This window comes from Streptomyces sp. NPDC097617 (genome assembly GCF_044761485.1).
Classification (GTDB): Bacteria; Actinomycetota; Actinomycetes; order Streptomycetales; family Streptomycetaceae; genus Streptomyces.
Genome location: NZ_JBIWCL010000009.1, coordinates 167,343 through 178,878 on the forward strand (window position 1 = coordinate 167,343; position 11,536 = coordinate 178,878).

Below are 11,536 nucleotides of genomic sequence, written 5' to 3' on the forward strand. Positions count from 1 at the left end.
TAGCTTCGTTCAGAGATTCTTCTCCATGAATCACGGACGGGGCGGTACATGGAATTCCGAGTGCTCGGGCCAGTCGAGGTACGGCGGGACGGCCGCCGGGTCGCGTTCTCCGGGGCGAAGCTGCACACCGTGCTCGCGGCGCTCCTCGTGGCACGTGAAGAGGTGATCTCCGACGAACGGCTGTGCCGGCTGGTGTGGGGCTGGGCTCCGCCGGCCACCGTCAGCGCACAGCTCTACACCTATGTTTCCCGCTTGCGCAAGATTCTCGGCGACGATGTTCTGATCGATCGCAGGCCACCCGGATATGCCATGAGCATCGGTAATGCGACCCTCGACCTGACGGAATTCGAGAAGTTGGCACTCAGCGGTCGTGAGGCATTGATCGCCGAGGACTTCGAAAAGGCCGGTGAGCTGCTGCGCGGCGCCCTGGCCCGGTGGAACGGCCTCCCCTTCGCCAACGCCACGGAATACCTGGCCGACGCCGAGGCGCCGCGGCTGACCGAGGCCCGGGCGGCCACCCTGGAGCACCGCATCGCCGCGGATCTCGCGCTGGGCCGGCACGAGCAGCTCACCGGTGAGCTGACCGGCCTCGTCGCCGAATTCCCGCTGCGCGAGCGCATCCGGAGCCAGCTGATGACCGCCCTGTGCCGGTCCGGGCGGCAGGCCGACGCCATCCACCTCTACCACCACGGCCGGGCGGTGCTCGCCGACGAACTGGGCGTGAACCCCGGCGAGGAGCTCCAGGCCACCTACCGGGCGCTGCTGGAGGGCACGCTCGACCGGCAGCCGCGCTCCGCCCCCGCCGTGGTGAGCGGCACCCGGCGGGAGGCCCCGGACCGTACGGCCGGCGCCCCGGCCATGCTGCCGCCCGACACCGTGGACTTCACCGGCCGGGAGCCCGAACTGGAGCTGCTGTGCCGGGCGCTGGCCCCCGACGGGCAGGGCGCGGGACGGCCCCGCCGGGTCCTGGTCACCGGGATGGCCGGGCTCGGCAAGACGGCCCTCGCCGTCCACGCCGCCCACCGCTGCCAGCGGCACTTCCCCGACGGGCAGTTGTACGCCGACCTGCGCGCGCCCGACGGCACTCCCCGGCACCCGACCCGGGTGCTTCGCCGGCTGCTGAGCGCGCTGGGCCCGGCAGAGGAGGTACCGGCCACCGCGGACCAGGACCAGCTGGTACGGCTCTACCGGGAGCGGACCCGGGGCCGGCAGCTGCTGATCGTGCTGGACAACGCCTCCGGAGCCGCCCAGCTGGGGCCGCTGCTGCCCAACACCCCGGAGCCGGCGGTCCTGGTGACCGGGCGGACGGCGCTGCCCACCGTGGCGGGGGCGCACACCGTGGCCCTCGCGCCCCTGGCACCCCGGGACTCGCTGGAACTGCTCTCGGCCGCGGCCGGTCCCGCCCGGGTGGCCGCCGCGCCGCATGCGGCGACCTCGATCGTCGAGCACTGCGCGGGGCTGCCTCTGGCCCTGCGCATCGTCGGGACCCGGATCGCCGCCCGGCCGCACTCCACCCCGGACCGGCTCGCCCGCAGGCTGGCCGATCCCGTGACCAGACTGCGGGAGCTGCACTCGGGGGATCTGGACGTGCACACCTCGCTGCTCCCGTCCTGGCGGGCGCTCGCCCCCGAGGTGCGGGCGGTGTTCCCGGCCCTGGCCGCGCTCGGGCCGCGGCCGTTCCCCGCGGCGGACGCGGCGATGTCGCTGAGCCTGCCGGAGGCGGAGGCGGAGCGGCTGCTCGAGGCGCTGGCCGACGCGGCCCTGCTGGAGGTCAGCGGCGCGGACGAGTGGGGTCAGCCCTGCTACCTGTTCCACCCGCTCGTACGGCTCTTCGCGCTCTCCCTGGCCGAGGGTCCCGCGCCCGACTGCGGACCCGCCGTGCGGACGGAACATAACCGGCGGCTAACTCACCGCCCCTAGCCTCGCCCTGCCCCGCAGCAGGGCGCTCCGGCCCGTATCGACCCCGGGCAAGCACAAGCCACCGGCCCGTAACACCGAATGGAGTTGGACCATGACCGAGCTCCTGCCCGCTCGCGCGGACAGTGCCGCGTCCTTCCCGATGACCGAGACGCAGCAGGCACTGATGATCGGGCGAGGTGAGGCCGTCGAACTGGGCGGTATCGGCTGCTACGGATACTTCGAATGGGAGCGCGCGGACCTCGATCCCGAGCGTTTCGCCGCGGCCTGGCGCAAGGTGGTCGCCCGGCACGACATGCTCCGCGCGATCGGCCGTACGGACGGCACCCAGTGGGTGCCCGCCGACCCTCTGCCCTTCGACATACCGGTCGAGGATCTGCGCGACCTGTCCGAGGGCGCCACCGCGGAGCGGCTCGCCGCGCTGCGGGACGAGATGAGCCACGTGCTCTTCCCGGTGGGCAGCTGGCCGCTGTTCGACCTGCGGATCATCCGGTTGGGCGGCCCGGAGGACCTCAGCCGGGTCCACCTGGGGATCGACCTCCAGGTGCTGGACGCCTCCAGTGCCTTCCAGGTGCTCTTCCCCGAGCTGGTCGACCTCTACGAGAACCCGGACGCCGAACTCCCGGAGCCCGGCATCGGCTTCGCCGAGTACGCCCGCTGGCGCGCCGACGCCCTGCCGCACACCGAGGCCTTCCGCAGCGCCCGCGACTACTGGGTGGAGCGGGTGCCGACGCTCCCGCCGGCCCCCTCGCTGCCCACGGGCGGCTCCGCCGACGGCGCGAAGGGGGTGCGCTTCGACCGCCGCGAGCACCGCCTCTCCCCCGCGGACCGGCAGCGCTTCTCGGCGCGGGCCCACGAAGCGGGGCTGACCCCGTCCCTGCTGCTCACCGCCGCGTTCGCCGAGGTGGTCCGGTGCTGGGCGGAGGAGTCCGACTTCACCATCAACTACCCGATCTTCCAGCGCCCGGCGGTACACCCGGACATCACGGGCGTGCTCGGCGACTTCACCAACGCCGTGATGCTCGTCGCCGACGGTTCGGGCGCGACCTTCCTGGACCGCGCGCACGCCCTGCGCGACCAGCTCGCCCGCGACGCGGAGCACGGCGCCTTCAACGGTGTGCGGGTGCTGCGCGAGCTGACCCGGCTGCACGGAGTGGGCGCGCAGGCCGGGATGCCGGTCGTCGTCACCAGCCTGCTCGACTACCCGGTGCGCAGGCCCGTCACCGACCTGGGACGGGAGGTGTACTCGATCTCCCAGACCCCGCAGGTCTCCCTCGATGTGCAGCTGCGCGAACTGGCCGGCGAGCTGCGCGTCATCTGGGACTTCGTCGACGGTGCGTTCGCCCCCGGTTTCATCGACGCCGCCTTCGGCGTGTACGTGGACCTGCTGGCGCGGATCACCGAGGACCCGGAGTCCCTGCACACCCGGCGCTTCGACCTGATCCCGGCGGCCGAGCGGACGCTGCGCCGCCGGGTCAACGACACCGCCGGGCAGATCCCGTACACCACCCTGCACGAGCTGTTCGCCCGGCAGGTCGAGCGCACGCCCGGGGCCGAGGCCGTCGTGGACGCCGGCGGGCGGCGCCTGAGCTACGCCGAACTGGCCTCGTACGCCTGGCGGATCGGGCACACGCTGCGGGAGCACGGAGCCGCTCCGGGCGAGCTGGTCGCCGTCGTGATGGAGAAGGGCTGGGAGCAGTACGCCGCGGTGTACGGGGTACTCGCCTCCGGGGCCGCCTACCTGCCGCTGGACCCGTCCGTGCCGGCGGAGCGGCTGCGCCGGCTGCTCGCCGAGGCCAAGGTCGACCGGATCCTCACCCAGTCCTCCTTGGACTCCCGGATCAGCTGGCCCCCCACGGCCCGCCGCTACCGGGTGGACAAGGACTTCGAGTCCGGCCCCGACACCCGGCCCGACACCGCGCAGACCCCGGCGGACCTCGCGTACACGATCTTCACCTCGGGCTCGACGGGTGAGCCCAAGGGCGTGATGGTCGACCACATCGGTGTGGTCAACCTGATCCGCGATGTCGCCGAGCGCTTCGACGTCGGTGCCCGGGACCGGCTGCTCGCCATCTCCGGGCTGCACTTCGACGCCTCGGTCTACGACGTGTTCGGGGTGCTGACGCAGGGCGGGACCGTCGTACTGCCGCCGCCGTTCGAGCACGCCGAGCCCGATGTGTGGGCCGATCTGGTGCGGGCGGAGCAGGTCACCCTGTGGAACTCCGTGCCCGTCCTGATGGAACTGCTCGTCGGCGAGGCCGAGGTGCGCGAGCGCCGCGGCGGCGGCCGGCCGCTGGAGTCGCTGCGGCTGTCCGTGCTCTCCGGGGACTGGATCCCACTGACGCTGCCGGACCGGCTGCGGGCGCAGAGCCCCCGGATCCAGGTGGTGGGTTCGGGCGGTCCGACGGAGACGATCTGCTGGTCGCTGTTCCAGCCGATCGGCGAGGTCGATCCGTCCTGGACGAGCATCCCGTACGGCAGGCCGATCACCAACCAGCGCTACTACATCGTCGACCCGGCCGCCTACGAGCGCCCGCTCGGGGTGGTCGGCGAGATGGCCGTGGCCAGCGACGTCGGGCTCGCGCTCGGCTACTGGAATGACGCGGAGCGCACCGCGAACCGCTTCGTGCACCTGCCGGAGAGCGGCGAACGCGCCTATCTGACCGGCGACCTGGGCCGCTACCTGCCCGACGGCAGCATCGAGATCCTCGGCCGCGACGACTTCCAGGTGAAGATCCAGGGCCACCGGATCGAGCTGGGCGAGATCGAGGCCGTGCTGCGCCAGGACTCCGACGTCGAGGCGGCCGTGGTGGTGGCCCCGGCCAGCGCCCACGGGGTGCGCCGGCTGCACGCCTTCGTCGTGGCCGACGACGACGCGGCCCGGCCGGTACTGGAGCGGCTCGCCGCCCGGCTTCCGGGCTACATGGTGCCGGCCGCGCTCACCGTCCTGGACGAGCTGCCGCTGACCCGCAACGGCAAGGTCGACCGACTGCTGCTGGCCTCCTCCGCGGGGCGGGCGCAGTCCGCCGACGAGGCGGCCGTGCGGGACGCCGGGGACGGGCCGGGCAGCGCGCTGGAGCTGGTGCTGTGCGCGGCGGTCGCCGACATCCTCGGCCTGGACGCAGTGGCGCCCGGCGACAACTTCTTCAGCCTGGGCGGCGATTCGCTCAGCGGCACCCGGCTGGCCGGCCTGCTCAAGGAGCTGCTGGGCGTACCGGTGCCCGTCAAGACCGTGTTCCAGAACCCGCTGCTCGCCGAGCTGGCCGAGAAGATCGCCGCGGACGAGCAGCACGGGGCGGAGGCGGTCGCCGCCGCGGAGGCCTTCGGCGAGCTGGAGGCGGACGGGACGGACGCACCGAACGCGGTCCGGAGCTGCGCGGACAGCACGGACAGCACGGTCATCACGGATGATTCCGAGAGGGGACAGTCATGAGTCTCACCCTGCCCGCGCCCGTCACCGAGCCGGAGCTGCCCACGGCGCCCGGCCCCGGCCCCGACCCCGACCTGGTCGATTTCGCCGGGCACGCGGCGACGCGGCTCAGAGAGCGCGACGGCGCCCTGTACTCCCTGCTGGCCCGGGAGTCGGCGCGCCAGCGCGACACCCTGATGATGGTCGCGGCGTCCAGCGTCGCGGACCCCTCCGTGCTGGCATGCGAGGGCAGCACGCTCGGCAATCTGACCGCCGAGGGCTTCCCCGGGAACCGCTACCACGCCGGATGCGGGGTCGCCGACGAGATAGAGCGCCTCGCGATCGAGCGGGCGTGCGCGGCGTTCGGAGCGCAGGACGCGATCGTGCAGCCGCACTCCGGTTCCTCCGCGAACCTCGCCGTGATCACGGCGCTGCTGAGCCCGGGTGACAGCCTGCTCGGGCTGGACCTGGACTGCGGCGGCCACCTCACCCACGGCTCCCCCGCCTCGGTGACCGGCCGCTACTACCGCGCCCACGGCTACCGGGTGACTCCGGAGGGGCTGCTCGACTACGACCAGATCCGCGAGCTGGCCCTGGAGCACCGGCCGAAGCTGATCATCTGCGGGGCCAGCGCCTACCCCCGCAGTATCGACTTCGCCCGCTTCCGGGAGATCGCGGACGAGGCCAACGCCTACCTGCTGGCCGATATCTCGCACATCGCCGGGCTGGTCGCGGCCGGCCTCCACCAGAGCCCCGTCGACCATGCCCATGTGACGACCACCAGCACCTACAAGCAGCTGTACGGCCCGCGCGGCGGGCTGATCCTGCTCGGCCGCGAGGCCCGCAAGGCCGGTCCGGAGCGCGGCACCCTGGCCGCGACCCTGCGCCGCGCCGTGTTCCCCTTCACCCAGGGCACCCCCGACCTGGCATCGGTGGCGGCCAAGGCGCGCGCCCTGGACTTCGTCGCCAGCCCCGACTTCGCCGAGCTCGCCAAGCGGCTCGCCGACGGTGCGCAGGCCATCGCCGAGCGCCTTTCGGACCGGGGCTTCCGGCTGGTCACGGGCGGTACGGACACCCACATGGTGCTGCTCGACCTGCGCGGCACCGGCGTCACCGGGGACGTGGCCGAGCAGGCCCTGGAGTCCTGCGGGATCGTCGTCAACCGCAACCGGGTCCCGGGCGACACCACACCGGTCCGGGTGACCGGCGGGCTGCGGCTCGGCACCAACACACTGGCCGCGCGCGGGATGGACCACGTGGTGGCCGCAGAGTGCGCCGACCTGGTCGCCGACGTCCTCACCGCGCTGCGCGCGCAGGGCGGCGTACTCCCGGACGCGCTGCGCGACCGGGTGCGCACCCGGGTCTGCGAGCTGTGCGCCGCCCACCCCCTGCCGGGCTATCTGCCGTGACCTTCAGCGGCTTCCCGCCCTCGGCTCTGCGCCTGTACGAGGACCTCGCGGCCGACAACAGCAAGGAGGCGTGGCGTCTGCGCCACCGCGAGCGGTACGAGCGTGACGTACGTGCGCCGATGGACGAGCTGGCCGCTGAACTCAGCGCGTCCTTCCGGGAGTCGATCGGATCGGCCGGTTCCGCCGGGTCGGGCGGGGTGCAGGTGCTCGGCCCGGTCCGGGACACCCGGATGTCCCACGACAAGTCCCCGTACAAGACCTACCAGGGCGCCTATCTGGATCTGCTGCCTGCTCTGGGCCTGTGGGTGCACCTGGACCGGCACGGCCTGTACGCCTCCGGCCGCTGGTACCCGTACGCCGGCGCCGAGGTCGCCCGCTACCGCGCCGCCGTCGAGCAGGAGGACGGCGGCGCGGAGCTGGCCGCGATCGCGGGCCGGCTGGAGGACCAGGGGTTCGTGCTGGGCGGCGACCGGCTCACGTCCCGGCCGCGGGGGGTCCCGGCGGACCACCCGCGGCTGGAGCTGCTGCGCCACCGCAAGATCGACGCGGGGCGCCGCTACGGGCCGGACGCGGGCCTGCACACGGCACGCGCCGGGGAACTGGTGCGGGAGACCTGGCAGTCGGTGCTCCCCCTGCTGGACTGGATGGCGGCCCGCGAACTCACCCCACAGCCCCGCGAGCGAGGAGTTGACGTACCGTCATGACCATCGGGAGTTCCGAGACCGCTGACCTGCGCAGCGACACGGTGACCCGGCCGGGTCCCGGCATGCGGGCCGCGATGGCCGCCGCGGAGGTCGGCGACGACCTGTTCGGGGAGGATCCGACCGTCCGCGCGCTGGAGGACCGGCTCGCCGGGCTCTTCGGCTTCTCCGGCGCCCTGTTCACACCGTCCGGGGTGATGGCCAACCAGATCGCCCTCCAGCTCCTCGTCGGTCCCGGCGAGGAGCTGGTGTGCGATGCCGAGGCGCACATACTGGCGCACGAGGAGGCCTCTTTGGCCCGCTACGGGGGGATCCAGACGCGCACGGTGACGGCCGAGCGTGGGGTGATCACCGCGGAGCTGCTGGCCGGGGTGATCCGGCGGGGGAACCCGTACACGCTCGGCACCCGTGCGGTGGAGGTGGAGCAGACCCACACCCGGGCCGGAGGCACGGTCCACCCGCTGGAGACGCTGCGCGCCGTACGGGAACTGACGGCCGGCGCCGGCCTGGCGGTGCACATGGACGGGGCCCGGATCTGGAACGCGATGGCCGCGACGGGCACATCGGCACGGGAGTACGGCCGGACGGCCGACTCGCTGTCCGTGTGCCTGTCGAAGGGGCTGGGCGCGCCCGTCGGCTCCGTACTCCTGCTGCCGGTCGAACAGCTGCCGCAGGCACGGAAGTTGCGGCACGGCCTGGGCGGAGGCATGCGGCAGTCGGGCATTCTGGCGGCTGCGGGACTGTACGCCCTGGACCACCACGTGGAGCGGATCGCCGAGGACCACGCCCACGCCGGGCTGCTGGCCGCAGGGTTGCGGGACGCGGGCTTCACCGTGCGCCCGCCGGAGACCAACATCGTCCTCATCGAGGTCCCCGGCGCCGACAGGGTCGTCGCCAGGGCCGCGCAGAAAGGAGTGCTGGTGACCGCGCCCGGACCGGAGACGGTCCGGCTGGTCACTCATCTGGACGCAGGACACAAGGCGTGCCGGCGGGCCCTCGAGGTGCTGGTCGCCGTGATGACCGATGCCGTCACCGGGGCGCGGAGCACCGCGCCCGCGGGACACCTGTAAGAAGCGGAAGAGAGCGAAGTAGCAGCATGAGCTTAGAAGTACGGCCCGCCACGGCGGATCTGTGGGACGACATCCAGCAGGTGCTCCAGCCGAAGAGGAGCGCGCACACGTGCTGGTGCATGGCGTGGCGGCTGTCCACCGGCGATTACGGGCGGCTCACCGCCGACGAGCGCGGCGAGCACCTGCGCGGCCTCATGGACAAGGCCGATCCGCCGCCCGGGGTGCTGGGGTTCCTGGACGGCGAGGTGGCCGGCTGGTGCAATGTGGCGCCGCGCCGCCAGCTGGACCGGCTGACCTCCTCGAAGACGATCACACCGGTGGACGATCTGCCCGTGTGGTCGGTGACCTGCTTCGTCGTACGCAAGGAGTACCGCGGCAAGGGGGTCGCCTCGGGCCTGCTGGAGGGGGCCGTGGAACACGCGCGGGCCAACGGCGCGCCCGCCGTCGAGGGGTATCCGGTGGACCCGGAGGGCGGCCGGGTCAATCCGACCCTCGCCTATGTCGGAACGATGGACATGTTCGAGCGGGCCGGCTTCCGCCGGATCCGGCGCACCGAGGCCAAGAGCGACAAGCGCCACCGCTGGGTCATGCGCCGCGACCTGGTCTGACGGCCTCGGCCATGCGCAGAAGGGGCTCCCGCGGTGCGGGAGCCCCTTCCCTCGTGTCCCTCGTGCGGCGCCGGTCAGGGAGTGTGCGCCGCGGTGTCCCACAGCTGGGCCGGGCGCCCGCAGCGCATGGCCTCCCAGGCCGCCCGCCGGTAGCAGCCCGCCACCAGGCCGTCCCGTACCAGACCCGAGGCACCGTGCAGATGGACGGCGTCACGTGTCACGTCGAGGGTGGTCTCCGCGGTGAGGGCGATCAGTCCGGCGGCCTCCCCCACGCTGAGCCGGTCCTCGTCGAGGTCCCGGGCGGCGTCGCCCACGGCCCAGCGCACGGCGTCGAGGCGGGCCAGCAGGCCGGCCACGCGCAGCCGGGGGCCCTGGTGTTTGACCAGGGCCTGGCCGAACTGCCGACGGCCCCGGATCCGGGAGACGACCGCGGTCAGGGCGGCCGCCGTGATCCCGGCCAGCAGCGAGGCCTGGTGGACGGCGGCGCGCAGCCCCACGCGGGCGAGGGCCTGTTCGGCGGCGAGGCCGCGCAGCAGGACCGCCTCGGCCGGCAGCCGTACCTCGTCGAAGACGGCGCCGGCGACGGCTCCGCCGCCGTGGTCGCGCAGCGGGCGTACCGTCAGGCCCCGTGCGGGCAGCTCCACGAGCGCCACGCACGGGCCGTCGGGGCCGCTCGCCAGGACCAGCAGGGCGCCCGGTCCGACGCCGGCGGCGAAGGGGCCGCCGGTGCCGGTGAGGACGACCGCGCCGGTGTCCCCGTCCGGTTTCCAGGTGATGCCGGGTGGTACGGTGCCGCGCGGATCGGGCAGCCGCCCCGGTACGGCGATCTCCAGCTCCCCGGTCCGCACCCGGTCCAGGAGGCCGTCGGCGGCCTCGGGGGCGAGGGGGCCGAGGCCGGATATCAGGTCCAGGGCGAGCAGGGTGTCGGTGAGCGGGACGGGCTGCATCGCGTTGCCCGCCTCCTCGCACACCATGGCGATGACCGCCTGGCCGAGGTCGAGGCCGTCCTTGCCGATGGGGAGGGCGAACTCCCATGCGCCCACCTGGGTCAGCGCCTCCCAGGCGCCGGCGGGGGTGTCCCCATCGACCTCCAGGCCCTGGCGGACGGTGAGTCGGAGCTGCCGGAAGAGGGAGTCCTCGTCCTCCCGCTCCCGCCACCGCTCGGGCGCCGCCGCCGCGCCCCGGCCGCCCGTGGCGCCCGTCCCGTTCCCGTTGACCGCCTGTGATGTCACGGCCGTACCTCCGCACCTGAGTCGAGACGCAGCCGGGCCAGCGTCTCCAGCATCATTTCGGCGGTGCCGCCGGATATCCGCATCCCCGGGGCTTCGCGCAACGCCGAATCGAGTGGGTGTGCCACCCCGTCGACCTCGGGGTCGTCGAGGGTCATGCTGCGGTCGCCGTCGAGTTCCGCGGCCCACCAGGCCACTTCGGCGGCGAGCTCGGTGGTGTACCACTTGGCGGCGGCGGCCTCGTCCTCGTTGAGTTCGCCCCGGTCGAGGCGGGTCAGGACGCGGCGGACCAGCGTGCCGGCCGCGAGCAGCCGGGCGTTGAGCTTGGCCAGGCCGATCTGGTCGTGCTGGCCGGCCTCCAGCCGGTCGGTGTGGACCTCCAGCCGTTCCACGGCCGCCCGGTACCAGCGCAGCGCCTTCACGTAGTAGTCGAGTCCGGTGCGCTCGAAGGCGAGGGTCTTGACGACGATCGCCCAGCCCTGGCCGGTCTCGCCGACCACGTCCTGCGCGGTCACGGCCACGCCGTCGAGGGTGACCTCGTGGAAGGCGTCGTCGCCCATCCCGGGGATCTGCCGGATGGTGACGCCCGGCTGGGCCAGGGGGACGAGGAACAGGCTGAAGGCGTCGTCCTCGCCGCGGGCCAGGCACAGCCCGTAGTCGGCGAGCCCGGCGAAGAGCGAGTGGACCTTGGTGCCGTACAGCTTGTAGCCGCCCTTGCCGTCGGAAACGGCCCGGGTGGAGAGGATGTTGAGGTCCGAGCCGGCCTGGGGTTCGCTGAACAGGACGCAGCCGAAGGCCGTGCCGGCCGCGAAACCCGGCAGGTGCCGGGCCTTCATCGCCGGGCTCGCGACGTTGAGCAGGGTGGATCCGACGATCTGCACGGTGAGGGTGTGCAGCAGATCCGGTACGTCGTGCATGGCCAGTTCCTCGACCAGGACGGCGGCCGCGACCTGGCTGATGCCGCGGCCGCCGTACTCCTCGGGCCACTGGGGCGCGAGGAGGCCCTGTTCGCCCAGGGCCCGGTGGATGGGCCGGGGGTCACGGGTGCGCCGGGCCTCGGCCACGGGGGCGGAGACCAGGATGTCGTGGACGTCCTCGCGCAGGGCCCGCATGGGGGTGCGGGGCACGTCGGCTCCGCTCCGCAGCAGCCCGCAGTCCGCGGGCGCACGGTAGAACTCGGTGGTGAGCACGGG

At 73.4% G+C, this 11,536-nt stretch carries 8 protein-coding genes; 6 read left to right on the forward strand and 2 right to left on the reverse strand.

Going from position 1 to position 11,536, the window contains the following annotated elements; all coding sequences use genetic code 11:
- Window positions 1-48 precede the first annotated feature (48 nt).
- The 6 genes from ACIQZO_RS17600 to ACIQZO_RS17625 all read left to right on the forward strand — a co-directional run bounded on the left by ACIQZO_RS17600 (window position 49) and on the right by ACIQZO_RS17625 (window position 9,114).
- Window positions 49-1,920: a BTAD domain-containing putative transcriptional regulator gene (locus ACIQZO_RS17600; protein WP_403626833.1), complete on the forward strand. Its 1,872-nt coding sequence runs from the start codon at window positions 49-51 to the stop codon at window positions 1,918-1,920.
- 91 nt (window positions 1,921-2,011) lie between these two features.
- Window positions 2,012-5,350 (forward strand): amino acid adenylation domain-containing protein, encoded by a 3,339-nt coding sequence (locus ACIQZO_RS17605; RefSeq protein WP_403626836.1) that lies wholly within the window; start codon window positions 2,012-2,014, stop codon window positions 5,348-5,350.
- Window positions 5,347-6,735, forward strand: a complete 1,389-nt coding sequence (gene glyA / locus ACIQZO_RS17610) for a serine hydroxymethyltransferase (protein ID WP_403626839.1) — start codon at window positions 5,347-5,349, stop codon at window positions 6,733-6,735. Before ACIQZO_RS17605 ends, glyA begins: the two co-directional genes overlap by 4 nt.
- The gene (locus ACIQZO_RS17615) at window positions 6,732-7,439 is read left to right on the forward strand and encodes a DUF2461 family protein (protein ID WP_403626842.1); all 708 of its coding nucleotides are present in this window, start codon (window positions 6,732-6,734) and stop codon (window positions 7,437-7,439) included. The genes glyA and ACIQZO_RS17615 overlap by 4 nt, the downstream gene beginning before the upstream one ends.
- Complete coding sequence (locus ACIQZO_RS17620; protein ID WP_403626845.1) at window positions 7,436-8,506, forward strand: threonine aldolase family protein; 1,071 nt, start codon at window positions 7,436-7,438, stop codon at window positions 8,504-8,506. The genes ACIQZO_RS17615 and ACIQZO_RS17620 overlap by 4 nt, the downstream gene beginning before the upstream one ends.
- Before the next feature lie 26 nt (window positions 8,507-8,532).
- Window positions 8,533-9,114, forward strand: a complete 582-nt coding sequence (locus ACIQZO_RS17625; RefSeq protein WP_403626848.1) for a GNAT family N-acetyltransferase — start codon at window positions 8,533-8,535, stop codon at window positions 9,112-9,114.
- A 74-nt stretch (window positions 9,115-9,188) separates the two neighbouring features.
- Here ACIQZO_RS17625 and ACIQZO_RS17630 read toward each other — a convergent pair whose 3' ends face one another.
- Window positions 9,189-10,346, reverse strand: coding sequence for an acyl-CoA dehydrogenase family protein (locus ACIQZO_RS17630; protein WP_403626851.1), 1,158 nt, complete (start codon window positions 10,344-10,346; stop codon window positions 9,189-9,191).
- Entirely contained in the window at window positions 10,343-11,533 is a 1,191-nt protein-coding gene (locus ACIQZO_RS17635) for an acyl-CoA dehydrogenase family protein (RefSeq protein ID WP_403626854.1), read from the reverse strand. Before ACIQZO_RS17635 ends, ACIQZO_RS17630 begins: the two co-directional genes overlap by 4 nt.
- Window positions 11,534-11,536 lie beyond the last annotated feature (3 nt).

What these genes read in the sequence shown, in the direction of transcription:
- ACIQZO_RS17600 (WP_403626833.1), top strand. Translation starts at nt 49, where the DNA reads ATGGAATTCCGAGTGCTCGGGCCAGTCGAGGTACGGCGGGACGGCCGC.
- ACIQZO_RS17605 (WP_403626836.1), top strand. Translation starts at nt 2,012, where the DNA reads ATGACCGAGCTCCTGCCCGCTCGCGCGGACAGTGCCGCGTCCTTCCCG.
- glyA (WP_403626839.1), top strand. Translation starts at nt 5,347, where the DNA reads ATGAGTCTCACCCTGCCCGCGCCCGTCACCGAGCCGGAGCTGCCCACG.
- ACIQZO_RS17620 (WP_403626845.1), top strand. Translation starts at nt 7,436, where the DNA reads ATGACCATCGGGAGTTCCGAGACCGCTGACCTGCGCAGCGACACGGTG.
- ACIQZO_RS17625 (WP_403626848.1), top strand. Translation starts at nt 8,533, where the DNA reads ATGAGCTTAGAAGTACGGCCCGCCACGGCGGATCTGTGGGACGACATC.